Source organism: Roseomonas sp. CAU 1739, from assembly GCF_039839775.1.
GTDB lineage: Bacteria > Pseudomonadota > Alphaproteobacteria > Acetobacterales > Acetobacteraceae > Neoroseomonas.
This window is the reverse complement of the sequence record NZ_JBDOQQ010000002.1, coordinates 92,203-118,728: the sequence shown is the minus strand read 5'-3', so window position 1 is coordinate 118,728 and position 26,526 is coordinate 92,203. Positions and strand designations below refer to the sequence as shown.

The following is a 26,526-nucleotide window of genomic DNA, read 5'->3' as shown; positions in this document are numbered from 1 at the left end:
GGACCGGAGGCATCATGCCCGATTCCGTCTTCGGCATGCTCGACCTGGTGCTGGCCTTCGGACTTGCTCTGGGCTGGGGTATCCGCGAACTGATCATGCTGCGGCGCGAAGCGCGGAAGGACAAGCGAGACCCTTCAGCGGAATGAGCGCGGTGCGCGGAATGGCAGCATCAACTGGATCGGCAGGGCGGCGAAGCGATCGAGGTCCAGGCTCTCATGCACGGCAACCACCTTCTGCCCGAGCAACCCTGTCGCGACGACCGACCGTGCATAGAACGGCGCATCCAGCAGTGTTTCCGTCACGCGCGGCGTGGTGCCGGCATCGGCGCGCGTCGGCCTCTCGAGCCGCCACAGCGTGCGCGGGAGGCGCGCCGGCGGCGGCACGGCGATGTCCTCCAGCCGCCCGTGGCGGTCGGCGCGCAACGCCAGGGATTGCTGCGTGCCATCGCGGCGGCGCGCGTTGTAGAGGATCGCCGTCGCATCGCCCGCCGCTGCGCGGCACCAGTCCCAGTCGACGAAATCGCTTTCGAGTGGTGCGTCGCCATCGTTGGTGTCGAGGTATCCGGTGCCGGACCACCGCAGCGTCGGTGAATCAAGCGCCACCTCGATGCGGGCCCGTGGCGCGATCGGCCGCCAGCGATGGCGCCCCGCCGAATCAAGGATGAAGCCGCGATCGCCGAGCGCCAGGGGATGGATCCGGACGACCCCGCGCACGCGATACGGCAGAGGCGCACCACGTTCGGCCAGGTGCAGCGTCAGCGACGTGCCGTTCCATTCGGCCGCGCTGGGACCGATCGACAGCGTCTGCGCGTCGCGTCGAACGGCACCAGCGCCGCGCTCCGTCATCGTCCAGCGTCGCTGGCGCCCGCCGTACAGCGAGATATTGAACGCGCAATGCTGTAGTGGATCGGCTGGCCCGCGCCGGCGCGCCCAGGCGTACCAGGGCGAGAACACGCTGCCGATGAAGGCGATGACGGTCAGCCCATGCTGGCCATCGTCGCTCAGCCCATCGGCGTACCACCAGGCATAGCCACGCGATGGAACCGGCGCGTTGAAGCGAGGTCCGCCATCAGGCGCTCGGCCGCCATCCGTCCGGACATCGCCGCCATCGGCACGCCCGCCCCCGGATGCACGCTGCCCCCCGCCAGGTACAGGCCCGGCAGGCGCGTCCGCGCCCCCGGGCGTTGGAAACTCGCCTGCCAGCCATGGACCGTCCGGCCGTACAGCGCCCCGCCCGTCGCGGGAAACAATTGCTCGAAGCCCGATGGCGTCGTCACCACCATGTGGTCCGGCGAGGTCTTCAGGCGCAAACCGGCCCGTGCCAGACGAGCGAAGGCCTTCGTTTCGCATCGGGCGACCTCCGTCGCATCGGGTTTGAAGCGGTCGCCACGCGGCGGTGCATTGACGAGGCAGAGCAGGCGTTCCGGCTGTCCGGCCGGGTCCCCGTCCGCACCACGGTCCTGCGCGCAGACATAGACGGTGGGGGAGTCCGGAAGCCGGGCGCGGTCGAACAGGTCCGCGAACTCGGAGGCGGAATCGTCGCCGAAGAACACGTTGTGGCGTTCGAGCGGAAAGCCCTCGACCTCCGCCAGCATGGCCCAGGTCACCGCGGACAGCGACCGTTGGGCCGCACCGGCCAGCGGCACGGCACGCTGCGCCGCCGCGCCGAAGCAGCCGGCCGCCAGCGCCGCGACATCGGCATTCGCGATGACGGCGTCGCTGGCGATGACCTCCCCATCTGCAAGGCGCACGCCGGTGGCGCGGCCGCCGCTGGCCAGAATCTCGGCCACCGGCGTGCCGGTGCGGATGGTGGCGCCGCGCGCTTCCGCCAGCAGCCGCAGCATGCGCGCGATGCGTTGGATGCCGCCCTCGACGAACCACACGCCGGATTGCTCGACATGCGCGATCAGCATCAGCGTGGCCGGCGCGTGGAAGGGCGAACAGCCGCAATAGGTGGCGTAGCGCCCGAATAGTTGGCGCAGGCGCGGGTCCTTGAAGTGGTCCCCCAAGGCCCGCCAGAGCGTGGTGAAGGGCGAGACGTTGCGGAAGGCGCCAAGCCCGCCGGCGAAGGCGACGGACAGCGGCGTCGGCCGCGCGGCGCGGATGAAGGCCGGTTCCAGCACCGCATAGGCGCGCCGCGCACGCTCGCAGAAGGCGCGATAGCCACGCGCTGCGTCGGCACCGGCGAAGGCGCCGATCGCATCGGCCGAAGCGTCGATATCGGCATGCAGGTCCAGCCTGGCGGTCTCTCCCCAGGCATGCCGCGCCAGGATGCCTGCGGGCACCAGCGTCAGATGGTCCTCCAGCAATGCACCGGCCTGGGCGAGGATCTCATCGAGTACCCAGCGCATGGTGAAGACGGTGGGGCCCGCATCGATCGCCCTGCCCGCGATCACGGTCTCGCGCATCTTGCCGCCGACCGTTGCCGCGCGTTCGAGCACGGTGACGTCGAGGCCGCGCGCGGCGAGCAGCAGCGCAGCCACCAGGCCGCCCATGCCGCCGCCGATGATGGCCACCCGCTCGCCGTGCATCGTCCGCCTGCGTCCGTTGAAAGTGATTGACATGAACGTCAACCAAGACTGACAGTTTTGACTGACAGTTCCAATAGACAGTGTGGTGTCCGCCCACACGCGCTCAGGAGGTCGGCCATGGATACGGTGTCCCGGATCGAAAGTGCCCTTGCCGATTCCGTCCTGCTGGCGGAAGCGGCCGGCGCGCCGCCGCGTCTCGCGGCCGCGATGCGCCATGCGGTGTTCCCGCGCGGTGCACGGGTCCGACCCCGCCTGGTCCTCGCCGTTGCGGGTGCCTGCGGCGATGACCGGCCGGCGCTGGCCGCCGCCGCCGCCGCCGCGGTCGAATTGCTGCACTGCGCCTCGCTCGTGCATGACGACATGCCCTGCTTCGACGATGCCGACACGCGGCGTGGCAAGCCCAGCGTCCACCGGGCGTTCGGCGCGCCGCTCGCGCTGCTTGCCGGCGACGCGCTGATAGTTCTGGCCTTCCAGGCACTGGCGCGCGCCGCTGCAACTGCGCCCGAACGCCTGGCGGCGGTGATGACGGTGATCGGCGACGGCGTCGGCGTTCCCTTCGGCATCGTGGCCGGCCAGGCCTGGGAGTGCGAGCCGCGCGCCGACCTTTCAGAATACCAGCGGCAGAAGACCGGGGCGCTGTTCGCCGCCGCGACCATGGCCGGCGCCGCCGCGGCCGGCCTGGAGCCGGAGCCCTGGCGCCTGCTTGGTGAGCGGCTTGGTGAGGCGTACCAGGTTGCCGACGATCTGCGCGATGCGGTGGGCGATGCCGCGGAACTGGGCAAGCCGGTCGGTCGCGACGCGGCGCTGGGGCGCCCCAACGCTGCGCTGGCCTGCGGTGTCGAAGGGGCGCTCGCACGCCTGCGCGGCCTGGCCGATGCGGCCATCGCGGCGATCCCGCCGGGTCCCGGGGCGCCGGGGCTTGGCGCGCTCATTCAGGCGGAGATGCATCGCCTGCTGCCGGCGAAGCTGACCCAGAAGGCGGCGTGATGGCGGCGCGCGCCGGGACCGCATGGCCCGGTGTGACGGTCGCCATGGCGCTGCGCGATCGCATCGCTGCCTGGCAGGCGCGGCTGGCGGGGGATGCACGCTTCCGCACCTGGGCCGCGCGATTCCCGCTGACCCGACCGATCGCGCGCCGACGGGCCGCCGCGCTGTTCGATCTGTGCGCCGGCTTCGTCTATTCGCAGATCCTCGCCGCCTGTCTCAGGCTCGACCTGTTCGAGATGCTGCGCGGCGGCGCGCTGCCGGCCGCGACGATCGCGCGGCGCACCGGACTGGCACCGGATGTCGCCACGCGGTTGCTCGACGCGGCGGCGGCCCTGCGGCTCATCGCGCCAACGGCCGATGGGCGCCATGCGCTTGGGCCGCTCGGTGCGGCCCTGCTCGACAATCCTGGGGTCGCGGCGATGGTCGAGCATCATTCGGTGCTCTACGACGACCTGCGCGATCCCGTGGCCCTGCTGCGTGACGGCCGCGGTGCTGGGTTGAACGACTTCTGGAGCTACGCTGGCAGCGCGCCGGGTGCGGCCGGCGAGGCTGCGCCCGCCGCGGCCTACAGCAGGTTGATGAGCGCATCCCAGCCCATGGTCGCCGAGGAGGTCGCGGCCGCGTATCGCTTCGATCGCCATCGCCGCATCCTCGATATCGGTGGCGGGGACGGTTCGTTCCTCGCCGCCATGGCCGCGCACGCAGCCGAGGCCGCGCTCATCCTGTTCGACACTCCAGCAGTCGCGGATCTTGCGCGTGCCCGCTTCGCGGCGGCGGGCCTCGCGCATCGTGCTGAGGCCATAGGCGGAGATTTCCGCACTGACGCGCTGCCTGGCGGCGTCGACCTGGTGACGCTGGTGCGCGTGCTGCACGACCATGACGATGCGGTCGTCGCGGCGCTGCTGCGGCACGTGCACGCAGCGCTGGCGCCGGGCGGCCGCATCCTCATTGCCGAGCCGATGGCGGCGACGCGCGGCGCGGAGCGCATGGGGGCCGCATATTTCGGCGTCTACCTGCTGGCGATGGGCCAGGGCCGGCCACGCCGACCGGAGGAAGTCGCCGCGCTGCTGCGCCAGGCAGGCTTCGTGCGCCCACGAACCCTGCACGCGCAGGTGCCGTTGATCGCGAGCGTGCTCATCGCTGACCGGATGAATTGACAATCATGCCGTCCCGATCGTCCATTTGTATTGACACTCTCTGATGTCTTTCTAAACTGACAATCACCGCAAGGGTGGGAGTCCGGCAATGGACACCGTCGCTATCGTGATGACGGCACCGCAGGAGATGGCGCTTCGGCGCCTCGACCTGACGCCACCCGGCGAAGCCGACGTCGTCGTCGAGGTGGATTGGAGCAGCATCAGCACCGGTACCGAGCGGTTGCTCTGGTCGGGCCGCATGCCGCCCTTTCCGGGCATGGGGTATCCGTTGGTGCCGGGCTACGAGGCGGTGGGCCGCGTCGTTGCCGCTGGCAAGGAATCGGGTCGGCGCGACGGCGAAGCCGTGTTCGTGCCCGGCGCGCGCTGCTTCGGCACGCTGGATGGCGTGGAGGTGCGAGGACTTTTCGGCGGTGCCGCGAAGCGGCTTGTCGTGCCCGGCGCCCGCACCACCCGGATCGAGCCTTCGCTGGGTGAACGTGGAACGCTGATAGCGCTGGCGGCGACGGCCTGGCACGCCATCTCGGCCCGGGGCGCTATGCCGCCGGATCTTATCGTCGGGCATGGCGTGCTCGGGCGGCTGCTGGCGCGGCTGACGCTGTTGAGCGGCGCCGCGCCGCCCGTGGTCTGGGAGACGCAGGCTGCGCGGCAGTGCGGGGGCGCCGGCTATGCCGTGCTGCGACCGGAAGATGACGAGCGCCGCGACTACCGCGCGATATACGACGCGAGTGGCGACGCCACCGGGCTCGACGGGTTGATCGCGCGCCTCGCGCCGGGCGGCGAGATCGTGCTCGCGGGCTTCTATGCCGACCGTCTGTCCTTCTCGTTCCCGCCGGCCTTCATGCGGGAGGCGCGGCTGCGCGTCGCCGCCGAGTGGCGCCCGGCCGACATGCTCGCGGTGGCAGAGATGATCGCCGAGGGACAACTCGACCTCGATGGCCTCATCACGCACCGGGCCGAAGCCGCCCAGGCCGAACGGGCCTATCGGACGGCCTTCGACGACGCCGCCTGTCTCAAGCTCGCCCTCGATTGGAGAAGTGCTGCATGAACGCTCCCCTTGTCAGCACGCAGGGTGCGCCCGCGGCGGTCTCCATGGCCGACCGGCTGCGCGCCGAGGCCGCCATCGGGCCGGACCCGGTGATGACCGCGCCAGCCACCAAGAAGACCCAGGTCATCGCCATCTACGGCAAGGGCGGCATCGGCAAGTCCTTCACCCTGGCCAACCTTAGCTACATGATGGCGCAGCAGGGCAAGCGCGTGCTGCTGATCGGCTGCGACCCGAAGAGCGACACCACCAGCCTGCTGTTCGGCGGCAAGTCTTGCCCGACCATCATCGAGACCTCCTCCCGCAAGAAGGCGGCGGGTGAGCCGGTGGCGATCGGCGATGTCTGCTTCAAGCGCGACGGCGTCTTCGCGATGGAACTCGGCGGACCCGAGGTCGGGCGCGGCTGCGGCGGCCGCGGCATCATCCACGGCTTCGAACTGCTGGAGAAGCTCGGCTTCCATCAGTGGGATTTCGACTACGTGCTGCTCGACTTCCTGGGTGACGTGGTGTGCGGCGGCTTCGGCCTGCCGATCGCGCGCGACATGTGCCAGAAGGTGATCGTCGTCGGCTCGAACGACCTGCAATCGCTGTATGTCGCCAACAATGTCTGCTCGGCGGTCGATTATTTCCGCAAGCTTGGCGGCAATGTCGGCGTCGCCGGCATGGTGGTGAACAAGGATGACGGCACCGGCGAGGCAGCAGCTTTCGCAGCGGCGGCCGGCATCCCGGTGCTCGCCGCCATTCCTGCCGATGACGACATCCGGCGCAAATCCGCAAACTACGAGATCATCGGCCGGCCCGGCAGCCCATGGGCCAGCCTGTTCGAACTGCTCGGCGAACAGGTGGCGGAAGCGCCACCGCTGCGCCCGACGCCGCTGACGCAGGATGCATTGCTCGGCCTGTTCAAGGGCGAGACGGTCGGCCGCCATGTCGTGCTGAACCCCGCCACGATGGAGGACATGTGCGCGGCCGAGGTGTTGCACAAGCCGTCCCTCGAAGTGGTCTATGAGGGGAGCTGAGCCGATGGACACGCTGCCCCCCAACGCGACGGGCTGCCATGGCGGGCGAGAGACCATGCTCGACGCCGCCCGCGCCGCGGGGAAGAGCGACGTGATGGATCGCCTGGCCGCCGACTATCCACGCGGCCCGCATGACCAGCCGCAATCCATGTGCCCGGCCTTCGGCTCGCTGCGCGTCGGGCTGCGCATGCGGCGCGTGGCGACGATCCTCTCGGGCTCGGCGTGCTGCGTCTATGGGTTGACCTTCACCAGCCATTTCTACGGTGCGCGGCGCAGCGTGGGCTACGTTCCCTTCAATTCAGAGACGCTCGTCACCGGCAAGCTTTTCGAGGACATCCGCGACGCCGTCCAGCAGGTGGCAGACCCGGCCGAACAAGACGCGGTCGTCATCATCAATCTGTGCGTGCCGACCGCCTCGGGCGTGCCGCTCGACCTGTTGCCGAAGGTCATCAACGGCGTGCGCATCATCGGCATCGACGTGCCCGGCTTCGGCGTGCCGACGCATGCCGAGGCGAAGGACGTGCTGGCCGGCGCCATGCTGCGCCAGGCGCGACTGGAAGCCGAGGCCGGCCCGGTCGCGCGACCGCAGGCAATGCAGGACGGCACACGCAGCGTGGCGCTGATCGGCGAGCTGTTTCCGGCCGACCCGCCGGGCATCGCCGCCCTGCTCGCGCCGCTCGGCCTGGGGATTGCCCCGCAACTGCCGGCGCGCGAATGGCGCGACCTGTACGGCGCGCTGGATTGCGCGGTCGCGGCCGCCGTGCACCCCTTCTACGTCGCCTCGATCCGGGAGTTCCGCAGCGCCGGGCGTCCGGTCGTCGGCTCCGGGCCCGTGGGTCTGGATGGCACCGCCGATTGGCTCGACGGGATTGCGACCGCGGCCGGCGTCAGCCAGGCGAAGCGCGACGACGCCAAGGCGCGTGCGCTGCCCGCGATCCGCGTCGCCCTTGCCGCTAACCCGATCAGCGCGCGGGTCACGGTCTCGGGCTATGAGGGATCGGAGCTGCTGGTTGCGCGTCTGCTGACCGAGGCCGGCGCCGAGGTTCCCTATGTCGGCACCGCCTGCCCGCGCACGGAATGGAGCGAGGCGGATCGCGCCTGGCTCGCCGCCCACGGCACGCATGTCCAATACCGCGCCAGCCTGGAACAGGACATGGCCGCGATGCGCGATGCGAAGCCGGATCTCGCGCTCGGCACCACGCCGCTGGTGCAGAAGGCGAAGGAACTCGGCATCCCCGCGCTGTACTTCACCAACATGGTCTCGGCGCGGCCGCTGTTCGGTCCGGCGGGGGCGGCCTCACTCGCCGGGATCGTCGCCGCGCAGACGCGCGGCCGCGAACGCTTCGGGCGCATGGTGTCCTTCTTCAATGGCGTCGGCACGCCCGATGGGGCTGGCTACGGCTTCCGCGAACGCCCGGTCGATCCGCCCGGCTTCCGTGAGCGCCAGCGCAAGCTGCGCGCCGCGAGGGCCAAGGCCGAAGAAGCGGTGGGGACCTGACGCCGATGCTCGTCCTCGATCATGACCGGGCCGGCGGGTACTGGGGGGCCGTGTATGCCTTCAGCGCGGTGCGCGGCCTGCGGGTGGTGATCGACGGCCCGGTGGGCTGCGAGAACCTGCCGGTCACCGCCGTGCTGCACTACACGGACGGCCTGCCGCCGCACGAACTGCCGATCGTCGTCACCGGCATCGACGAGGATGCATTGTCGCAGAGCGGCACCGAGGCGCTGCTGTCGCGTGCCGCCGCCACGCAGGACGCGGACCTGCCGGCCGTGGTGGTCACCGGGTCGATCGCCGAGATGATCGGCGGCGGCGTGACGCCGGAAGGATCCAACCTCCGCCGCTTCATCCCGCGCACCATTGACGAGGACCAATGGCAGGCCGGCGATCGCGCCATCAACTGGCTGTGGACGGAATTCGGTGCCAAGCGCGTCAAGGCGCTGAAGCCGCGCAAGGAAGGCGAGCGCCCGCGCGTCAACCTGATCGGCCCGATCTACGGCACCTTCAACATGCCTTCGGATCTCGCCGAGATCCGCCGCCTGGTCGAAGGCATCGGCTGCGAGGTGAATATGGTCTTCCCGCTTGGAAGCCATATCGAGGATGTGCCGAAGCTCGCCGACGCCGAGGTGAACATCTGCCTCTACCGCGAATTCGGTGCGCGGCTGTGCGAGACGCTGGAACGCCCCTGGCTGCGTGCACCGATCGGCATGCATGCGACGACGAACTTCCTGCGCAAGCTCGGCGAACTTACCGGTCTGGATCCCGAACCGTTCATCGAGCGTGAGAAGCACACCACGCTGAAGCCGCTGTGGGATCTGTGGCGCAGCGTGACGCAGGATTTCTTCGCCAGTGCATCCTTCGCGATCGTCGCGACCGAGACCTACGCGCTCGGCATCCGGCGCTTCATGACCGATGAGCTGGGCATTCCCTGTGCCTTCAGCTTCGGGCGCAAGCCCGGCGAGAAGACCGACAACGCGGCAGTGCGCGAGGCGATCGCCCGCACCCCGCCGCTGGTGCTGTTCGGGTCCTTCAACGAACGGATGTATGCCGCCGAGGCCGGCTGCCGCGCGCAGTACATCCCGGCGAGCTTCCCGGGTGCGATCATCCGCCGGGCCACCGGCACGCCCTTCATGGGCTATGCCGGCGCTACCTACCTGGTGCAGGAATACTGCAACGCACTGTTCGATGCGCTGTTCCACATCCTGCCGCTGGGCACGCAGATCGACCGCGCGGCGGCTGCGACGCCCGCGCGCACTACAGCGACGGAAAGTTGGGAAGATGCAGCGCGCGACCTGCTCGACGCCCATGTCGAGGACGCGCCCTTCCTGATCCGCATCTCCACCGCGAAGCAGCTTCGCGAGCAGGTCGAGGAAGCGGCGCGCGCGGCAGGCGAGGCGCGCGTCACGCGCGCACGCGTCGAGGCCACGCTGGGCCGCGTCCGGGAGGTCGCGCCAGCATGAGCGCGCCGCATCGCACCCCATTCGGGCGGCGTTCGCGCCGCCTGGCCTCCGCGGATGCACGCATCCGCGGAGTACGAGCGCCGACCCGGTTCCGCCGGGCCGATCGCCGCATTCGGCCCTGCGGGCTGGCTGCGTCCCTGCCGCACGGGAGATGTGCGGTAACCGGCCCTCGGGCCGCCATCCGAAAGGCCCCATAATGGCCAATACGGAAGGAACGATCAGCGGCCTCACGGAGACCGAAGCGAAGGAATTCCACGGAATCTTCGTCTCGAGCTTCATCGGCTTCACTGTCATCGCGATCATTGCGCACATCCTGGTGTGGATGTGGCGTCCCTGGCTTCCAGGGCCGCGCGGCTACACCGAACTGCTGGATGGCGTCACGACCGCGGCGAACTTCTTCGTCTGAAGGGAGCGCAGGACATGTGGCGACTTTGGCTGTTGTTCGATCCGCGTCGCGTACTCGTCGCTCTCTCGGTCTTCCTGATGACCCTGGCGTTGCTGATCCACTTCATTCTGCTCAGCACCGACAGGTTCAACTGGATCGAGGGCCCGCGACCCGCTCCGGCTGCCTCGGCGCCCCGGTAGTGGAGACCGCCCGGCGACGGAACGGCACGGCATTTCCCACCGTGCCGCCCGCCGCCGGGCTCCCTTCAGGCGACCTTGCGTCGCCGCGGCAGGCGGGAGGACACGCCCATGGCGATGCTGTCATTCGAGAGAAAGTACCGTGTTCGCGGCGGAACGCTGGTCGGCGGTGATCTGTTCGATTTCTGGGTCGGACCGTTCTATGTCGGCTTCTTCGGCGTCACGACGATCTTCTTCGCCACGCTCGGCACGGCGTTGATCCTGTATTCCACCGCGCTCGACGGCGTGTGGAATCCATGGAAGATCTCGGTCGCCCCGCCGGATCTTGACTATGGCCTGTCGCTCGCGCCGTTGCGCCAGGGCGGGTTCTGGCAGGCGATCACCGTCTGCGCGCTGGGCGCCTTCGTCTCCTGGGCGCTGCGCCAGGCGGAGATCGCGCGCAAGCTCGGCATGGGCATGCACATTCCCTTCGCGTACGGCATGGCGATCTTCGCCTATTTCACCCTGGTGGTGATCCGGCCGGTGCTGATGGGCGCCTGGGGGCACGGCTTCCCCTACGGCATCTGGACGCATCTCGATTGGGTGTCGAACGTCGGCTACCAGTATCTGCACTTCCACTACAACCCGGCGCACATGATCGCGGTGAGCTTCTTCTTCGCCACCACATTCGCGCTGTCGATGCACGCCTCGGTCGTGCTGGCCGCCATCAATCCGGCGCGCGGCGAACCGGTGAAGACCTCCGAGCACGAGAACACCTTCTTCCGTGACGCCATCGGCTATTCGATCGGCACGCTTGGCATCCATCGCCTCGGGCTGTTCATCGCGCTGTCTGCCGGCTTCTGGAGTGCGGTCTGCATCGTCATCAGCGGTCCGTTCTGGACACGCGGCTGGCCCGAATGGTGGGGCTGGTGGCTCAACCTGCCCATCTGGGCGCGGTAAGGGAGGACAGGTCGATGGCTGAATACCTCAATCTCTTTACCCGCGTGCAGGTACGCGGGCCGCTGTATGCGGGCGTGCCGATCGGGCACGACGGTCGATACCGAGGACGCAGCAGCGGCTTCAACTATCTGCTGGGCAAGATCGGCGATGCGCAGATCGGCCCGCTGTACCTTGGCTATCTCGGCGTGCTGTCCCTGGTCTGCGGCTTCATCGCCTTCGAGATTATCGGGCTGAACATGCTGGCCTCGGTGAACTGGAGCCCGATCGAGTTCGTCCGGCGGCTGCCCTGGCTCGCGCTGGAACCCCCATCACCCGCCTATGGACTGCACTTCCCCCCCTTGCGTGAGGGCGGCTGGTGGCTGATGGCAGGCTTCTTCCTGACGATGTCGGTGCTGCTGTGGTGGGCCAGGCTGTATCGCCGCGCACGCCAGCTCGGCCTCGGCACGCATCTGTCCTGGGCCTTCGCCGCGGCAATCTGGCTGTACCTGGTGCTTGGCTTCATCCGCCCGCTGCTGATGGGCAGCTGGTCGGAGGCGGTGCCCTTCGGCATCTTCCCGCATCTGGATTGGACTGCGGCGTTCTCCATCCAGTACGGCAACCTGTTCTACAATCCGTTCCATGCCCTCTCGATCGTCTTCCTCTACGGATCGACGCTGCTGTTCGCGATGCATGGCGCGACCATCCTCGCCGTCAGCCGCTTCGGCGGTGAGCGGGAGGTGGAGCAGGCGGTGGATCGCGGCACCGCGGCCGAGCGCGCCGCGATCTTCTGGCGCTGGACCATGGGCTTCAACGCCACCTTCGAATCCCTGCATCGCTGGGCCTGGTGGTTCGCCGCGCTGTGCCCGATCGCCGGCGGCATCGGCATCCTGCTGACCGGCACGGTGGTCGACAACTGGTACGCCTGGGCGATGCAGCGCGGCTACGCGCCGACCTACCCCTCGATCGCGCCGATCCTTCTCGATCCGGCGCTCAGTGCGGGAGGCACACGATGAAATACCGCTTCCCCCTGGCCCTGGCGGCCCTGATCGCGTCCTTCTTCGGCGTGATCTTCGTCCTGCAGGCCTTCGAACGGCCGCCCGTGCACAGCACGCAGAACGGCTTCCGCGGAACCGGCATGCTCCAGGTCGCCAATCCGCGGAGCGAGGCCGCCCTGTGGGCGCGCAACCAGGTGCCGCCCGCACCGGAAGCCGCCAGCACCGACGGCGACCCGGCTTCCTCGATCTATGAGAATGTTCCCCTGCTGGGGCATCTCAGCATCGAGCAGTTCGGGCGCATCATGCAGGCGATGACCGAATGGGTCTCGCCCGAGGCCGGCTGCAACGGCTGCCATGTCGAGGGCGATTTCGCGTCCAACGCCAACTACCGCAAGCAAGTGGCGCGGCGGATGATCGAGATGGTCCGCCACGTCAACAGCGGCTGGGCCAGCCATGTGCAGCAGACCGGCGTGACCTGCTACACCTGCCATCGTGGTCGCCAGGTGCCCGAGCAGGTGTGGTCGGCCGCCCCCGAGCAGGGCGCGCGCGGCATGGCGGCATCCCCGCGCATGCAGAACCGCGGCGAACCGAGCGTGGGGCTGACATCGCTGCCACATGACCCGTTCACCCACTACCTGTCGGGGGCGGAGAACATCCGGCTGCAGAGCCCCGCGGCGCTGGCCTCCACGGCCCCGCATTCGGTGCAGAACGCCGAATCGGTCTATGGCCTGATGATGAGCATCTCCGGCGCGCTGGGGGTCAATTGCACCTTCTGCCACAACACGCGCGCCTTCTCGGCCTGGAACGAAAGCCACGGCCCGCGTCTGACGGCATGGCACGGGATCCGCATGGTGCGGGACCTGAACAACACCTATGTCGGTCCACTCCGCGACATCCTTCCGGCCGAGCGGCGGGGGCCGATGGGCGATGCCTTGCAGGTCAATTGCGCGACCTGCCACCAGGGCGTGAACCGGCCCCTGTTCGGCGCCGCGATGCTGCGGGACTATCCGGAACTCGCCGCCCCAGCGGCGCGGTGATCGGCGGCTGCCGTCGCGCCTTGCAGGCCTGGCACGGTCCAGGCCTGCAAAGCGCGCGGATTTGGTATAAAACGACACCGGGTCGGCGGCAGCATCGCGCTGGCGCCGCTGGAACGTACCATGAACCGAGTCAATTTCGCGCAGCCCGACATTACGCTCATGCTCGATTGGGAGGGCGTGATCCGGGAGGCTGCGCTGTCGAGCGCCATCCCGACCGAAGAGGTCGGCGACTGGGTTGGCCATCCCTGGACCGATACGGTTGGCGATGCGGGCGGCGATTGGATCAGCCGAATGCTGGATGACGCGCGCAATCGCGGCGTCTCCGCCTTTCGCCAGGTGCGCCAGCGTTTTCCCAGCGGGCTTGAATTGCCCATCGAATACACCACCGTCCGGCTCGGCGCGGGCGCCGGCCTCATCGCCGTCGGCAAGAACCTGCAGGCCGTGGCCGAGCTCCAGTCGCGCCTGATCGCCACCCAGCAGGCGCGCGAGCAGGACTATTGGAAGTTGCGCGAGATCGAGACCCGCTCGCGCCTGCTGTTTGACGCCTCGAACGAAGCGGTGCTGGTGGTCGAGGCCGAATCGCTGCGTGTGATCGAGGCGAACCCGGCGGCGATCCGTGCGCTTGGCCTGGCCCCGGGCTGGGAATTCCTGCGCGAGGTCGCGCCACGCGACGAGGAGGCGTTCCGCGGCATGTTGCGACGTGCGCGCGAACAGGGCCGCGCGCCGGGTATCCTGGTGCATCTCGGCGCCGAGCGGGCCTCCTGGCTGGTGCGCGCAACGCTCATGACGCGCGACCCCGGCCCCGTCTTCCTGCTGCAGCTGGCCAATGCGGGGACCGATACGCAGTCCGCCGCGCGCGGAACGCTGCTGCGGGTCGAGGAAATGCTGGAGCGCCTGCCGGACGCCTTCATCGTGACCGATCAGGACGGCACGGTGCGGCGCGCCAACAAGGCCTTCCTGGAACTGGTCCAGGTCGCCACCGAAGCCGGCGCGCTTGGCCAGTCGGCCGGCCGCTGGCTCGCCCGGCCCGGATCGGGCCTTGGCGTGCTGCTGGCCAGCCTGCACGACCATGGCGAGGTTCGCCTGTTTCCCACCGTCATCACCGGTGAGGTGGGTCTTGAGGCCGAGGTGGAGATCTCGGCCGCAAGCACGGGGATCGGGCCGTCGCGCGCCATCGGCATGGTGATCCGCGATGTCGGTCGCCGTATTGACGATCGCGACGGGCGTTCGCCCCTGCGCGACGCCATCGGCGAGATCGAGAAGGACATCGGCACCACGCCGTTGCCCGCCCTGGTGCGGCGAACGGCAGCCGCGCTGGAACGGCATTGCATCGAGCGCGCGCTGGCGCTGGCCGACGGCAATCGCACCGCGACCGCTGAGTTGCTGGGGCTCAGCCGCCAGAGTCTCTACGCCAAGCTGGGGCGATACGGATTCCACGCCGGCCTCGACGAGGATGCGGAGCAGACAGGGTGACGGAGGCGACCAGGTTGGCGCAGGCCTTCCTGCCGGCCTTCGGTCAGGCCGACCTGTCGAACTGCGAGCGCGAGCAGATCCACCTGGCGGGTTCGATACAGCCGCATGGCGCACTGCTGGTGCTGCGCGAACCGGACCTGGCCGTGGTGCAGGCAAGCGCCAATTGCGCGGCCTTCCTTGGCTGCGACGCGGCCGATGTGACATTCGATCACCTCGGCGACGACCTGGTGGCGCGGATCGTGCCGATGCTCACCGAGCCGATGGATGCGGTGCCGGTCGCCCTGCGCTGCCGGGCCGGACCCGCGGCCATCATCTGCGATGTCCTGGTGCACCGCCCCCCCAGCGGCGGGCTGGTGGTCGAGCTCGAACCCGCCGGCGAGACGGTGGATTTCGCGCGCCAGGTCGAGAAGGCCCTGCAGCGCCTGCTGGCGACCTACACCCTGCCGGCGCTATGCGACGAGGCGGCACGGGTCTTCCGCGACGTCACCGGCTATGACCGCGTGATGATCTATCGCTTCGACGAGGAAGGCCATGGCGAGGTCTTCTCCGAGCAGCGGCGGCAGGACCTCGAGCCGTTCCTAGGCAATCGCTACCCCGCCTCCGACATCCCGCAGATCGCGCGGCGCCTGTATGAGCGCAACCGTGTCAGGGTGCTGATCGACATCAACTACACGCCGGTGCCGTTGGAGCCCCGGATATGCCCGCTGACCGGCGTCGAGCTCGACATGTCGCTGTGCGTGCTGCGCAGCTCGTCGCCCATTCACGTGCAGTATCTGCGGAACATGGGCGTCGCCGCGACGCTGGTTGCCTCCATCATGGTCGGTGGCCGGCTGTGGGGACTGGTGTCCTGCCACCACTATGTGCCGCGCGCCGCGTCCTTCGAAATCCGCGCCGTTTGCGAATTGCTGGCCGAGGCGCTCGGGACGCGCATCGCGGCGTTGGAGAGCTTCGCCCAGGGCCAGGCCGAGATCGCCGTGCGCCGGCTGGAACAGCGCATGGTCGAGGCCATCTCCCGCAAGGGCGACTGGCGCGCCGCGCTGTTCGAGGCCGCCGACGCCCTGCTGGCGCCGGTGGGCGCCACCGGCGCCGCGCTGTTGTTCGAGGGCCAGGTGCAGACCGCGGGCGAAGTGCCCGGTACCGCCGAGCTGCGGGAGATCGGCCGCTGGCTGGATCACCAGCCCCGCGCGCCGGTGACCGCGATCAACGCGCTCGGCCTGCTTGTGCCGTCGCTGGCGAATTTGACGCCGGTGGCAAGCGGGTTGATCGCCGCATCGATATCGACCGCACCGGGCGAATACCTGCTGTGGTTCCGGCCGGAGCGCAAGCGCACGGTGACCTGGGGCGGGGATCCGACGAAGGCTGTCGTGGTCGGCAACAACCCGTCGGACCTGTCGCCGCGCCGATCCTTCGCGCAATGGCGCCAGGTGGTCGAAGGCACCGGGGATCCCTGGACGCCGCGCGACCTGACCGCGGCCCGCATCATCGGCGAGACGGTGACAGATGTGGTGCTGCAGTTCCGCTCGGTGCGGATGCTGATCGCGCAGGACCAGCTGAACCTGGTCCGCGGGCAGGTCCAGGCATCCGACCTGCCGGTGCTGATCTGCGATCCGTCAGGATCCATCCACCTGATGAACGAGGCCTTCGAGCGGCTGCTGCCGGATGCCGCCCGCCCGCTGCCGCGGGAGATGAGCGACCTGCTGCGCTGCTTCACCGACGATGAGCTGATCCAGCGTCGCCTGCGCGACCTGCTTGGCAACCTGCGCAGCTGGCGCGGCGAGGTCCGGCTGAAGGCGCAGAACGGCATGGGCCAGGCGCTGCTGGTGCGTGCCGATCCGGTGTTTTCCGCGCCCGATCGCGTGCTGGGCTTCGTGTTCCTGTTCAACGATCTGACCAAGCGCAAGGAGGCCGACGCGGCGCGCCGGCACTTCCAGGATGGCATCGTCCAGGGCCCGCGCCTGCGCGCCGGTCGCCTCGGGTCGCAGGAAGACCTCGTGTTCCGCACGCTGCTCGCCACGGTGGTGGAGAATGCGCAGCTTGCGGCGCTGGAGATCACCGACGGCGTCGAGCCCGAGCGGATGCCCGAGCTGCTGGAAAGCGTGCGGGCTTCCGTCGCGCGGACGGCGGATGTGCTCGAGGTGCTGATCTGGCACGCGCGCCACCTGTCGCCGAAGCGGCCCTAGGCCTGGACAGGACCATGCCACAGCAGGCCGCGACCGCCGGTGCGCGGGACGATGGCGTGGCCCGCGATGCCTTGCGCCATGCCACCGGCGCCATCCATGAGCGGCTGCACCGGATACCGGCCCTGCGTCGCCTCGCCGGGGGCAGCATCTCGCGCAGCGACTACATCCTTCTGTTGCGTCGGCTCCTCGCCTTTCACCTTGTCATCGAGGATCGGCTGGCGCGAGGGCCGGCCCTGGTCGTCCACGGCATCGATTGTGCTGAACGAAGGCGGTCCGGACAGTTGCTGGACGACCTGGACGCCCTTGGGGCGCCGGCCGGCACCCTGCCGCCACTGTCGTTGGGCGACCTGCCGATACCGACCAGCGCCGGGGCCGCCATCGGCTACCTGTATGTCAGCGAGGGGTCGCGGCTCGGCGGGCTTGCCCTGTCGCGATGCCTCGATGGCGTGTTGCCGCCGGGCGGCGCCGGCGGGCGCAGCTTCCTGCTCGGCTACGGGGCGCACCATGGACGCATGTGGCGCGCCCTGTGCAACGCGATCGAGAGCCTGGGCGCGACCGATGAGGCCCGGAGCGCCATGGTCGCGGCCGCGATGGAGGCATTCCTCGTATTCGAACGCCTTGTGGGGGCCGATGGCGACGAGCAACGCCCGTCATAAGCGGAAACGCCTGTGCGCGCTGTCAGAGCGCACGCCGTTCGCACACATGCACGGAAGCCGCTCCGGCCCCGGGGCTTCAACCAGCCTCTTCACCCGAGCGGGTGACTCGACCTGATCGGGATCCTGCTCTAACCGGCCCGACTGGCCGCGACCTCCCTCGCGGCCCGTCGCCCGCCCAGCAGCGCCCCATGGGCATAGGACGGCGCCTCGGTCGTCGCGGCCTCTCCGGCGAAGAAGATCCGCCCCGCAACCGGCCGCGACAGCGCGGCATGGTCGGCCAGCGATGCCCCGACCGGCAGGAAGGAATAGGCCCCGCGCGCAAAGACATCGCGTGACCAGCGGGTGACGCGCGTATCCACCGGGCGGGGGATGCCGTTGCCGAACATCCGCCGCAGCACGGTCATCGCCAGGTCCACCTGCGCGACGTCCGGCAGCATCTCGATCCGCTGCGCGGCAGACCCGCCGACCAGCGCCACCAGCACCGGCACGCCCAGATGCGGTTGGAGCGAGACGATCTCCGGCGCCACATTGTCGCGCGTGGCGGACAGGCTGCGCAGGTAATGCGCCTCGGCCGGCCAGAATGCGCTTGGGAAGGCCAGCACGATCTTGTTCAGCAGCCCGTTGCCGATGCGCGCGATCGCCCCCTGATGGGCGGCAGGCAGCGGCGGGTCGAAGGCGACGTCGCCGCGCTTGAGCACACCCAGCGGCAGCGTCACCACCACGCGGTCGGCGAAATGGGCCTGGTCGGCGGTTGCCACCACCACGCCGGACCCCACCAGCCGCACCGATCGCACCACCTGGCGCAACCGGATGTCGAGGCCCCGCGCCAGCAGGTCGGTCACGGCGTTGTAGCCCTGGGCGAGGAGGTGGTTTTCCTCCGGGATCTCCCCCTCCCCGCCGAACCAACCCTGGGCGGACACCTCCGCCGCATCGCCCCCGGCATAGCCCGCGACGTAGGCGGACAGCCAGGCGGCGACGCGCTGCTCATAGGGTGTGGCGCGGGTGGTCGGGTCGAGCACCGGCGCCGCCTCGGCCAGCGAGACGTCGCGCGCGCCGCGCCAGGCATGGGGGCTGTCATGGGCGATCAACCGGCCGACCTCGTCGAAGATGGCGGTGGTTTCGGCCTCGGTCAGGCGGCGGCCATCGGCATCGGCCATGACGGAGCGGACGTCATAGGTCGGCATGCGGCGGATGCCGGCCTGGTCGGCGAGCGGGGTGAGCGGATTGCCCTCCGGCCCATGGATCCAGGCGCCGCCCATGTCGAGCCGGACGCCGCGGAAATCGACGGTGTGCAGGCGCCCGCCAGTGCGCGCGCGGGCCTCGAGGACGGTGACGCGGTGGCCGGCATCAGCGAGGTCGCGGGCGCAACCGAGGCCCGACAGGCCGGCGCCGATGACCACGACGTTGAGGGGGCGGTCCGGCGCCCCGGCGCGGGCGGCGGGCGCCGCCGCCGCGGCCAGCACCTGAAGTAGGGCACGGCGGCCGAAGCCCGGCATGGCCATGAACGACATCCTTTCCGTGGATGGCCTGGAGCCTAGGGAGGGTCGGCCCGGCAGCGCAACGGCGGCGGATCACAGGGCGGCCGCCCCGCGCCTTGCGCTGGGGCAAAGGGATCATGCGCGCCGTGCAGGGCGCCATGCGGCGCGCGCCGCGACTCTTCTACGGCGCCGGCCCCATGACGGGACTTGTCCCCAGCCGCCCGGATCAATACATCCCATCCGTCACGAAGCCCCGCCTTGCGCGGGGCACCCCAACCACCCCATCCGCAGCGGCCCTCGCCGCCGGTTCAGCACAGGGGGCGGGCATGGCGCCACATTCGGGCCGTCCCCGCCTGCCGCAGAGGAGAGTACACGGATGAGCAAGGTCATCGGCATCGACCTCGGCACCACGAATTCCTGCGTCGCCATCATGGAAGGCAAGGACGTCAGGGTCATCGAGAACGCCGAGGGTGCCCGCACCACCCCCTCCATGGTCGCCTTCGCCAAGAATGGCGAGCGCCTGGTGGGTCAGTCCGCCAAGCGCCAGGCGGTCACCAACCCCATGGGCACGCTCTATGCGGTGAAGCGCCTGATCGGCCGCCGCTTCGACGACCCGATGGTGCAGAAGGACATCGGCCTCGCGCCCTTCAAGATCACCAAGGCCGCCAATGGCGACGCCTGGGTGGAAGTGGACGGCCAGTCCTACGCGCCGCAGCAGGTCAGCGCGATGGTGCTGACCAAGATGAAGGAGACCGCCGAGGCCTATCTCGGCGAGGCTGTCTCCCAGGCCGTCATCACCGTCCCGGCCTATTTCAACGACGCCCAGCGCCAGGCCACCAAGGAAGCCGGCGCGATCGCCGGCCTCGAGGTGCTGCGCATCATCAATGAGCCGACGGCGGCGGCGCTGGCCTACGGCATGGACCAGAAGAAGGGCGGCACCATCGCGGTCTATGACCTCGGCGGCGGCACCTTCGACGTGTCCGTGCTGGAAATCGGCGACGGCGTGTTCGAGGTGAAGTCCACCAACGGCGACACCTTCCTCGGCGGTGAGGATTTCGACCAGCGCATCATCGACTACCTGGCTGACGAGTTCCGCAAGGAGCAGGGCATCGACCTGCGCGGCGACAAGCTCGCGCTGCAGCGCCTGAAGGAAGCGGCCGAGAAGGCGAAGATCGAGCTGTCTTCCGCCAAGGAGACCGAGGTCAACCTGCCCTTCATCACCGCTGACGCCTCCGGGCCGAAGCACCTGGTGATGAAGCTGACGCGTTCGAAGCTGGAGGCCCTGGTCGACGACCTGATCCAGCGCACCCTTGAGCCCTGCAAGCAGGCGCTGAAGGATGCCGGGCTGACGGCCGGCGAGATCGACGAGGTGATCCTGGTCGGCGGCATGACCCGCATGCCCAAGGTCGTTGAGGCGGTGAAGGCCTTCTTCGGCAAGGAGCCCGCGCGCAACGTCAACCCCGATGAAGTGGTCGCCATCGGCGCCGCGATCCAGGGCGGCGTGCTGAAGGGCGACGTGAAGGACGTCCTGCTGCTCGACGTGACGCCGCTGAGCCTCGGCATCGAGACGCTGGGCGGTGTGTTCACTCGACTGATCGACCGCAACACCACCATCCCGACCAAGAAGTCGCAGGTCTTCTCCACGGCCGACGACAACCAGACCGCGGTGACCATCAAGGTCTACCAGGGTGAGCGGGAGATGGCGGCCGACAACAAGCAGCTCGGCACCTTCGACCTGACGGGCATCCCGCCGGCGCCGCGCGGCGTGCCTCAGGTGGAAGTGACCTTCGACATCGACGCGAACGGCATCGTGTCCGTCAGCGCGAAGGACAAGGCCACCGGCAAGGAGCAGCAGATCCGCATCCAGGCTAAGTCCGGCCTGTCGGATGCCGATATCGAGCGGATGGTGAAGGACGCGGAAGCCAACGCGGAAGCGGACAAGAAGCGCCGCGAGAGCGTCGAGTCGCGCAACCAGCTGGAAGCCCTGGTGCACCAGACCGAGCGCACGCTGAAGGAGAATGGCGACAAGGTCCCGCCGGCCGAGAAGGCCGATGTGGAAGCCGCCGTCACCGAGGCGAAGGCGGCGATGGAGCGCCAGGACGTCGAAGCTATGACCCGCGCCAATGAGCGGCTGGGCCAGGCGGCGATGAAGATGGGCGAGGCGCTGTACAAGGCCCAGGCCGAGGCGCCGGCCGAAGGCGGGCCGGCACCTGGCGCTGCGCCGGGTGCCGGCGGCAGCGACAAGGTCGTGGACGCCGAGTTCGAGGAAGTGGACCCGAACAAGCGCAAGCCGTCCTGATCGGACGATTTGCGACAACCATGAGCAACGCCGCCCGGTTCCAGCAAGGACCGGGCGGCGCCGATTTCGGGACCACCACCGTGACCAGCGCTCACCTATTCACACCCGCGCCGGCCATATCGGCGCGTCATCCCATTCGGAGCACGGCAAGCCGCGCGGCCCGGAACCTTCTCAGGATCGCGGCCACCCGCGATCCGGGATTGCACGGCGCGACCGCGCCCAAACCACCTGCCGCCGCCAGCGCAACAGCGCATGGCGCGAAGGCGAGGTCGGCTGGTGCCGGCCGCCCGCCGTCTGAGGGCCAGCACAATGTCCATGACTAAGCGCGACTACTACGAAGTCCTCGGCGTCGGCCGCGACGCCGACGAGGACGCGCTGAAGAAGGCCTATCGCAAGCTCGCGATGAAGTACCACCCCGACCGCAACCACGGGGACAAGGACGCCGAGCCGCGCTTCAAGGAACTGAACGAGGCCTATGACGTCCTCAAGGACAGCGAGAAGCGCGCCGCCTATGACCGCTTCGGCCACGCTGCCTTCGAACAGGGCGGGCCCGGTGGCGGCGGCGGGTTCCAGGGCGGCCCCTTCGGTGGCGGCGGCTTCGAGGACATCTTCGAGGAGATGTTCGGCCGCTTCGGCGGCGGCGGCCGCGGCGGGCGCGGGGGCGCGACCGGACGTGGCGCCGACCTCCGCACCCAGGTCGAGATCACGCTCGAGGAAGCCTTCGCCGGTTCAAAGACCAATATCCGCATCCCCAGCTCCGTGAGTTGCGAAGCCTGCAAGGGCACGGGCGCCGAGGACGGGTCGTCCTCCGGCGTGCAGACCTGCGGCACCTGCAACGGCCAGGGCAAGGTGCGCGCCCAGCAGGGCTTCTTCCTGATCGAGCGCACCTGCCCGACCTGCGGCGGATCCGGGCGCACCATCAAGAACCCCTGCAAGATCTGCCACGGCGCCGGTCGCGTGCAGCGCGAGCGCAACCTCAACGTCACCATCCCGCCCGGGGTGGAAGACGGCACGCGCATCCGCCTGACGGGTGAGGGGGAGGCAGGGCTGCGCGGTGCGCCGGCCGGCGACCTTTACGTCGATATCGCGGTGAAGCCGCACCCGATCTTCCAGCGGGACGGGTCGAACATCTTCATCCGCGTGCCGCTGCGCATGACGCAGGCCGCACTCGGCGGCCATGTCGAGGTGCCGAGCATCGACGGCGGCCGGGCCCGCGTGACGATACCGGCCGGCAGCCAGACCGGCGACCAGTTCCGGTTGCGGGGTAAGGGATTCTCGGTGCTGCGCTCCGCCGCGCGCGGGGACATGTACGTGCAGGTCAGCGTCGAGACACCGCAGAACCTGACGCCGAAGCAGCGCGAATTGCTGGAGCAATTCGAAACCGAGGCGGTGACGGGCGGCAAGACCAGCCCGGAAAGCGAAGGGTTCTTCGCGAAGGTGAAGGAATTCTGGGACGGGCTGGCGCGGTAGAGTCGAGGGGGCGTCGCCCCCTCGAACTCCCCCACCAGGGGGCTGCGGCCCCCTGGACCGCGGGGCTTTGGCGCCAGGTCGTTGCGGTTTGGCACCTCGGCATCGCAGTCAGGGGGCCGTTGCGGTCAGTCGACGTGACGACGGTCGCGACGCCGATGGGGACCCCCGGCGGGGGAGTGGTCGGGGGGCAGGCGCGCCTGCGCTACCCTCACAGCACGGGCGTCGCCCAGTAGTCATCCACCATGCGGCGACGGTCGGCCCAGCCCTCCTCGATGACCGGTGCGCTCTCCAGCCGCGCCTTGTCGAGCTTCACGACATAGCCGCCGAGGTTGGTGTCGTAGCGCAGCATGTCCCATGGCAGCGGGTAATGCTTGGACCCCAGGCCCAGGAAGCCGCCGAAGGACAGCACGGCGTAGGACACGCGCCCGGTCTGCTTGTCGAGCATCACATCCTCGATGGCGCCGATGTGTTCGGCATCCAGCGAATAGACATCGGTGCCCGACACCTTGCCACCGGCAATCAGGTGCCCGGTGGTCGGCGCGGTCATGTCCTTGGTGGTGGGGCGGGCGTCGCGGCGCGGGTCGAGCGTGTTCATGTGGGATCCTCCTCACGGTGTTGTCGGAGGAAGAACGTGCGCGGGCGCCGCGGGTTGTGCCGGCCGCGGCAACGGCCCATGACAATCCCGAGAGGCCGCGGGCGCCAACGGGCTTTGCCGGCCGCCGCCGCGAACGCGATGATCCTGGCCCACACCGCCAGGTCGCCATCGGGCGACGGCTTCACAGGAAGGGGACAGTCCGTGACCATCCGCATCGGCATTGCCGGCATCGCCGGCCGCATGGGCCGCCTCCTTGCCGAGGAAACCATCGCCGCGGGCGCCGCCCTGGCCGGCGGCACGCTGCGCCCCGGCGCTTCGCTCGACACGCTGCCACCGGGCCTGCCGGTGCTGCCCGACATCGTGGCGCTCTGCGCCGGCGCGGATGTGGTGGTGGACTTCACCCACGCCCATTCCGCCCGCGCCCATGCCTTGGCGGCGGCCGAGACCGGCACGCCCTTGATCCTCGGCTCCTCGGGCCTGTCGGCGACCGATGAGGCGGCCGTCGCCGAGGCCGCGAAGCGCATCCCCATCGTCTATGCCGCGAGCTTCGCCCCGGGCGTTGCCCTGTTCCTCGCCATCGCCGAACGCATGGCGGCTGCCCTTCCGCCCGCCCAGTACGATGCCGAGATCGTCGAGATGCACCATCGCCAGAAGGTCGATGCGCCGTCGGGCACCGCCATCGCCCTGGGTCGGGCCGTCGCGGCCGGGCGCGGCACCACGCTTGAGGAAGCCGGCCGTGAAAGCGGGCGGGACGGGCATTGCGGCGCACGCGGCACCGGCACGGTCGGCTTCGCGGCGCTGCGCGGTGGCCAGGTGATCGGCGAGCACACCTTGCTGTTCGCTGGCGCGTCGGAACACATCAGCCTGACCCACCGCAATTTCGACCGGCGCGTCTACGCCAACGGCGCGGTGCGCGCGGCCCTGTGGGTCAAGGGTCGCGCGCCGGGGCTCTATGGCATGCGCGACGTGCTCGGCATGTAGGGCGGCATCGGCGGCGGCCTCCAAGCCCCCTGGCACCGGCCGCCCTTCGCATCGTTGGAACCCGCTTCTGCATGCCGTCGGGGGCGTCGTGCCCGCGGCACGCGCGGCGGGCAAGCCGGTCCCTCGCCCGGCCGCGCCGACGCTCGCGGCCGCACCGACAATCGCCCGACCGTGGCGATCACGCCCCGGCCATGCCGCGCCCTGAAGCGGCCGCCATCGCATCCGCAAGGCGTTCGTCGAACATCTGCCGTGCCTCCAGCATCGCGTTCGGCAGGGTCTCGGCGATCATGGTCAGCATCTCGCTGCCCGTCGCCTGCAGCTTCTCGGCTGCGCTCCAGCCTTTTTCGGCTTCTCGCTTGGACAGGCCGTACACAAGCGCCTGTCCAAGCCGCAGGACCAGGATGTGTTCCGCAACGTTCAGCGCGATGGCTTCCGCCCGGTCGACCGGCACCGCGCCCGGTGCCGTCGCCGCCAGCGCATCGGCCATCCGCGCGACGCTCGGATAGCAGAGATTGACGTAGACCTGATGCGTCTCGGGATAGAAGCGCGCCGCGCGATAGGTCAGGTTCCGGTCGGCGATCTCGTCCTCGCTGCGCAACAGCAGGAACTCCGGAATCGCTTCCAGATCCTCGAACTCATCAACGGCCGCGCCGTCCACCTCCTGCTTCGGGGGCGGCGTCGTCGCCGCGGGGTCCGCCGCGCGCGCGGCGCCCGCCACGCCGTCCTCGATGCCGCGGACCGGGTCCTTCACCGGCGGCGGCCGGCGCACTTTGAAGCGCTTGCGTGTGATGCCCAACTCGGCGATCAGTTTCTGCAACTGTTCGTTCACATCGCCCAGCAGGTCGAGATCGGGCGACAGGCTCTGCACCAGGTCGCGCACCCAGCCCGGCCTGTGCGCCCGGACCATGGCCGCGAAGTCGTTGAGCCGCACCTGGTCCTGGGCGCCGTTCCGGTAGCGCAGGAACTGCCGGTATCCCTCGGGCCGCACCGGGTATCCCGGGGGCAATTCGATCACCACCGACAGGTGCCGCGCGCCGAAGCTGATGCCGTAGCCCGGCGCTTCCTGGGTCCAGCGCATGCCGGTGCGGAAATCGTAGAACTCATCATCGTGGACCAGGCCAGCGAAGCTGAAATCCGGGCTGAGCCGATCGACGAAGGATGCATTGCGCCCCGGCAGGGACGGGTGCGCCGGATCGTAGCCGAAGCGCGCGACGATCCCGTCGGCCAGTTCGATCGCCTCCCAGCGCGCGTAGCGTTCCTCCATATGGCTGGCGAGCGGCAGGAAGGCGCGCATCCGGACCGCGTTGCTGACATCCGGGCCCAGCATGACCCGCACGCCGCCGCCGATCCGGAAGAAGCGATGCTGCAATTCGCGCAGTACCCACCCCTTCGGCATCCGGGGATTGCCGTCATACGGATCGGCCACCGTATCCTGGTCCGCGCGCTGGCCGAGCAGCGTCACCTCGGTCCAGTCGCGCGACGTATCGCCGCCGGCTTCGCGAACCTGCCGCGTGACATCCAGCACGGCGACCATGGACCCACCCGGACCGTCGTTGCGCAGCACGCGGCCATAGACGCCGCCGCGCTTGCCGATGGTCACCTCGCTGACGATGCCGCCCTTGCAGGACCGGTAGCGCACCCCGAGGTGGTTCGACGGCAGGGTCGCGACCTTGGCCCCCATGCCGAAATTGCGGTCGAGCGCCTGCACCTTGCCGACCGAGGATGCGATGTCGCACATGCTGAACAGCTCGTCCGCATCAAGGCCCGGGCCGGTGTTCCAGAACCGGAGTTTGCGGACCCCATCGACCATCACGGCGGTGATCTCGACCGTCCGCTGCCCGCGTTCGGCCAGGCAGGCAGCCTCAAGTGCATTCTTGACCAGTTCGCGCAGCATCATCGACTTCGGGCAGCGCTCGATCATGCTGGCGACGAGGAAGTCCTCGTCGCCGACACGCAGTTTTGTGATGCCGGTCACGTCAACAAAGCCCCCAATCCAACAGCCGAACGATTTCGCGCGACACGCCCGCCGGCCCCCAAAGGGACCCTCGCGCATCGTTGCTGGTACCGGGGCCTGCGATGGACGGCATCGCAATGTCGGTCCGGCCGCGCGCCGAGGTACCGGGCAGCCCCACAATTCGCCGGGCGCCGCGGCCCCAGGCCCCTGGCGGC

23 protein-coding genes are annotated in these 26,526 nt (G+C 69.5%); 18 read left to right on the top strand and 5 right to left on the bottom strand.

All coding sequences use genetic code 11. The annotated features are described in order from the left end of the window. Positions 1 to 14 precede the first annotated feature (14 nt). A complete protein-coding gene (locus AAFN86_RS04150) occupies positions 15 to 146 on the top strand; it encodes a hypothetical protein (RefSeq protein WP_347541960.1) in 132 nt (43 codons plus the stop codon). Here AAFN86_RS04150 and AAFN86_RS04145 read toward each other — a convergent pair. Further along, positions 135 to 845, bottom strand: a complete 711-nt coding sequence (locus AAFN86_RS04145) for a carotenoid 1,2-hydratase (RefSeq protein WP_347541959.1) — start codon at positions 843 to 845, stop codon at positions 135 to 137. The two genes, AAFN86_RS04150 and AAFN86_RS04145, sit on opposite strands and share 12 nt — an antisense overlap. Before the next feature lie 155 nt (positions 846 to 1,000). Then, positions 1,001 to 2,563, bottom strand: coding sequence for a 1-hydroxycarotenoid 3,4-desaturase CrtD (crtD, locus tag AAFN86_RS04140; protein WP_347541958.1), 1,563 nt, complete (start codon positions 2,561 to 2,563; stop codon positions 1,001 to 1,003). A gap of 84 nt (positions 2,564 to 2,647) precedes the next feature. Between crtD and AAFN86_RS04135 the strand changes: the two genes are divergently transcribed. From AAFN86_RS04135 to AAFN86_RS04070, 14 genes are all read left to right on the top strand, one after another. Continuing rightward, positions 2,648 to 3,517 carry a polyprenyl synthetase family protein gene (locus tag AAFN86_RS04135; RefSeq protein ID WP_347541957.1) on the top strand — a complete coding sequence of 290 codons (870 nt, stop codon included), beginning with the start codon at positions 2,648 to 2,650 and terminating at the stop codon, positions 3,515 to 3,517. Beyond that, a complete protein-coding gene (locus AAFN86_RS04130; protein ID WP_347541956.1) occupies positions 3,517 to 4,674 on the top strand; it encodes a methyltransferase in 1,158 nt (385 codons plus the stop codon). The genes AAFN86_RS04135 and AAFN86_RS04130 overlap by 1 nt, the downstream gene beginning before the upstream one ends. A gap of 88 nt (positions 4,675 to 4,762) precedes the next feature. Then, a complete protein-coding gene (gene bchC / locus AAFN86_RS04125) occupies positions 4,763 to 5,719 on the top strand; it encodes a chlorophyll synthesis pathway protein BchC (protein ID WP_347541955.1) in 957 nt (318 codons plus the stop codon). A 92-nt stretch (positions 5,720 to 5,811) separates the two neighbouring features. Continuing rightward, positions 5,812 to 6,735, top strand: coding sequence for a chlorophyllide a reductase iron protein subunit X (locus AAFN86_RS04120; protein WP_347542383.1), 924 nt, complete (start codon positions 5,812 to 5,814; stop codon positions 6,733 to 6,735). Positions 6,736 to 6,739: 4 nt separating this feature from the next. Then, positions 6,740 to 8,233 (top strand): chlorophyllide a reductase subunit Y, encoded by a 1,494-nt coding sequence (bchY, locus tag AAFN86_RS04115; protein WP_347541954.1) that lies wholly within the window; start codon positions 6,740 to 6,742, stop codon positions 8,231 to 8,233. Between the two features lie 5 nt (positions 8,234 to 8,238). Continuing rightward, positions 8,239 to 9,693, top strand: a complete 1,455-nt coding sequence (gene bchZ / locus AAFN86_RS04110; protein WP_347541953.1) for a chlorophyllide a reductase subunit Z — start codon at positions 8,239 to 8,241, stop codon at positions 9,691 to 9,693. A gap of 196 nt (positions 9,694 to 9,889) precedes the next feature. Then, a complete protein-coding gene (pufB, locus tag AAFN86_RS04105; protein ID WP_347541952.1) occupies positions 9,890 to 10,099 on the top strand; it encodes a light-harvesting antenna LH1, beta subunit in 210 nt (69 codons plus the stop codon). 14 nt (positions 10,100 to 10,113) lie between these two features. Continuing rightward, a complete protein-coding gene (gene pufA, locus AAFN86_RS04100) occupies positions 10,114 to 10,278 on the top strand; it encodes a light-harvesting antenna LH1, alpha subunit (RefSeq protein ID WP_170055584.1) in 165 nt (54 codons plus the stop codon). A 108-nt stretch (positions 10,279 to 10,386) separates the two neighbouring features. Then, on the top strand, positions 10,387 to 11,214 hold the full coding sequence (pufL, locus tag AAFN86_RS04095) for a photosynthetic reaction center subunit L (RefSeq protein WP_347541951.1): 828 nt from the start codon (positions 10,387 to 10,389) through the stop codon (positions 11,212 to 11,214). 14 nt (positions 11,215 to 11,228) lie between these two features. After that, positions 11,229 to 12,206, top strand: a complete 978-nt coding sequence (gene pufM, locus AAFN86_RS04090) for a photosynthetic reaction center subunit M (RefSeq protein ID WP_347541950.1) — start codon at positions 11,229 to 11,231, stop codon at positions 12,204 to 12,206. Then, a complete protein-coding gene (gene pufC / locus AAFN86_RS04085; RefSeq protein ID WP_347541949.1) occupies positions 12,203 to 13,225 on the top strand; it encodes a photosynthetic reaction center cytochrome PufC in 1,023 nt (340 codons plus the stop codon). Before pufM ends, pufC begins: the two co-directional genes overlap by 4 nt. A gap of 120 nt (positions 13,226 to 13,345) precedes the next feature. Next, entirely contained in the window at positions 13,346 to 14,698 is a 1,353-nt protein-coding gene (gene ppsR / locus AAFN86_RS04080) for a transcriptional regulator PpsR (RefSeq protein ID WP_347541948.1), read from the top strand. Next, positions 14,695 to 16,878 carry a GAF domain-containing protein gene (locus AAFN86_RS04075; protein ID WP_347541947.1) on the top strand — a complete coding sequence of 728 codons (2,184 nt, stop codon included), beginning with the start codon at positions 14,695 to 14,697 and terminating at the stop codon, positions 16,876 to 16,878. Before ppsR ends, AAFN86_RS04075 begins: the two co-directional genes overlap by 4 nt. A 14-nt stretch (positions 16,879 to 16,892) precedes the next feature. Beyond that, complete coding sequence (locus AAFN86_RS04070) at positions 16,893 to 17,534, top strand: biliverdin-producing heme oxygenase (RefSeq protein WP_347541946.1); 642 nt, start codon at positions 16,893 to 16,895, stop codon at positions 17,532 to 17,534. Between the two features lie 128 nt (positions 17,535 to 17,662). Here the strand turns inward: AAFN86_RS04070 and AAFN86_RS04065 are convergent, their stop codons facing one another. After that, the gene (locus AAFN86_RS04065; protein WP_347541945.1) at positions 17,663 to 19,036 is read right to left on the bottom strand and encodes an FAD-dependent oxidoreductase; all 1,374 of its coding nucleotides are present in this window, start codon (positions 19,034 to 19,036) and stop codon (positions 17,663 to 17,665) included. 352 nt (positions 19,037 to 19,388) lie between these two features. On the opposite strand from AAFN86_RS04065, the gene dnaK reads away from it, so the two are divergent. Further along, positions 19,389 to 21,311, top strand: coding sequence for a molecular chaperone DnaK (gene dnaK, locus AAFN86_RS04060; RefSeq protein WP_347541944.1), 1,923 nt, complete (start codon positions 19,389 to 19,391; stop codon positions 21,309 to 21,311). A gap of 315 nt (positions 21,312 to 21,626) precedes the next feature. Further along, on the top strand, positions 21,627 to 22,781 hold the full coding sequence (gene dnaJ / locus AAFN86_RS04055; protein WP_347542382.1) for a molecular chaperone DnaJ: 1,155 nt from the start codon (positions 21,627 to 21,629) through the stop codon (positions 22,779 to 22,781). 208 nt (positions 22,782 to 22,989) lie between these two features. Here the strand turns inward: dnaJ and AAFN86_RS04050 are convergent, their stop codons facing one another. Beyond that, a complete protein-coding gene (locus AAFN86_RS04050; RefSeq protein ID WP_347541943.1) occupies positions 22,990 to 23,376 on the bottom strand; it encodes a PRC-barrel domain-containing protein in 387 nt (128 codons plus the stop codon). Between the two features lie 207 nt (positions 23,377 to 23,583). On the opposite strand from AAFN86_RS04050, the gene dapB reads away from it, so the two are divergent. Beyond that, positions 23,584 to 24,357, top strand: a complete 774-nt coding sequence (dapB, locus tag AAFN86_RS04045) for a 4-hydroxy-tetrahydrodipicolinate reductase (RefSeq protein ID WP_347542381.1) — start codon at positions 23,584 to 23,586, stop codon at positions 24,355 to 24,357. Between the two features lie 178 nt (positions 24,358 to 24,535). Here the strand turns inward: dapB and AAFN86_RS04040 are convergent, their stop codons facing one another. After that, positions 24,536 to 26,332: an ATP-binding protein gene (locus tag AAFN86_RS04040; protein ID WP_347541942.1), complete on the bottom strand. Its 1,797-nt coding sequence runs from the start codon at positions 26,330 to 26,332 to the stop codon at positions 24,536 to 24,538. Between the last annotated feature and the right edge of the window lie 194 nt (positions 26,333 to 26,526).

What these genes read in the sequence shown, in the direction of transcription:
- AAFN86_RS04150 (WP_347541960.1), top strand. Translation starts at nt 15, where the DNA reads ATGCCCGATTCCGTCTTCGGCATGCTCGACCTGGTGCTGGCCTTCGGA.
- AAFN86_RS04145 (WP_347541959.1), bottom strand. Translation starts at nt 845, where the DNA reads ATGACGGAGCGCGGCGCTGGTGCCGTTCGACGCGACGCGCAGACGCTG.
- crtD (WP_347541958.1), bottom strand. Translation starts at nt 2,563, where the DNA reads ATGTCAATCACTTTCAACGGACGCAGGCGGACGATGCACGGCGAGCGG.
- AAFN86_RS04135 (WP_347541957.1), top strand. Translation starts at nt 2,648, where the DNA reads ATGGATACGGTGTCCCGGATCGAAAGTGCCCTTGCCGATTCCGTCCTG.
- AAFN86_RS04130 (WP_347541956.1), top strand. Translation starts at nt 3,517, where the DNA reads ATGGCGGCGCGCGCCGGGACCGCATGGCCCGGTGTGACGGTCGCCATG.
- bchC (WP_347541955.1), top strand. Translation starts at nt 4,763, where the DNA reads ATGGACACCGTCGCTATCGTGATGACGGCACCGCAGGAGATGGCGCTT.
- AAFN86_RS04120 (WP_347542383.1), top strand. Translation starts at nt 5,812, where the DNA reads ATGACCGCGCCAGCCACCAAGAAGACCCAGGTCATCGCCATCTACGGC.
- bchY (WP_347541954.1), top strand. Translation starts at nt 6,740, where the DNA reads ATGGACACGCTGCCCCCCAACGCGACGGGCTGCCATGGCGGGCGAGAG.
- bchZ (WP_347541953.1), top strand. Translation starts at nt 8,239, where the DNA reads ATGCTCGTCCTCGATCATGACCGGGCCGGCGGGTACTGGGGGGCCGTG.
- pufB (WP_347541952.1), top strand. Translation starts at nt 9,890, where the DNA reads ATGGCCAATACGGAAGGAACGATCAGCGGCCTCACGGAGACCGAAGCG.
- pufA (WP_170055584.1), top strand. Translation starts at nt 10,114, where the DNA reads ATGTGGCGACTTTGGCTGTTGTTCGATCCGCGTCGCGTACTCGTCGCT.
- pufL (WP_347541951.1), top strand. Translation starts at nt 10,387, where the DNA reads ATGGCGATGCTGTCATTCGAGAGAAAGTACCGTGTTCGCGGCGGAACG.
- pufM (WP_347541950.1), top strand. Translation starts at nt 11,229, where the DNA reads ATGGCTGAATACCTCAATCTCTTTACCCGCGTGCAGGTACGCGGGCCG.
- pufC (WP_347541949.1), top strand. Translation starts at nt 12,203, where the DNA reads ATGAAATACCGCTTCCCCCTGGCCCTGGCGGCCCTGATCGCGTCCTTC.
- ppsR (WP_347541948.1), top strand. Translation starts at nt 13,346, where the DNA reads ATGAACCGAGTCAATTTCGCGCAGCCCGACATTACGCTCATGCTCGAT.
- AAFN86_RS04070 (WP_347541946.1), top strand. Translation starts at nt 16,893, where the DNA reads ATGCCACAGCAGGCCGCGACCGCCGGTGCGCGGGACGATGGCGTGGCC.
- AAFN86_RS04065 (WP_347541945.1), bottom strand. Translation starts at nt 19,036, where the DNA reads ATGGCCATGCCGGGCTTCGGCCGCCGTGCCCTACTTCAGGTGCTGGCC.
- dnaK (WP_347541944.1), top strand. Translation starts at nt 19,389, where the DNA reads ATGAGCAAGGTCATCGGCATCGACCTCGGCACCACGAATTCCTGCGTC.
- dnaJ (WP_347542382.1), top strand. Translation starts at nt 21,627, where the DNA reads ATGACTAAGCGCGACTACTACGAAGTCCTCGGCGTCGGCCGCGACGCC.
- AAFN86_RS04050 (WP_347541943.1), bottom strand. Translation starts at nt 23,376, where the DNA reads ATGAACACGCTCGACCCGCGCCGCGACGCCCGCCCCACCACCAAGGAC.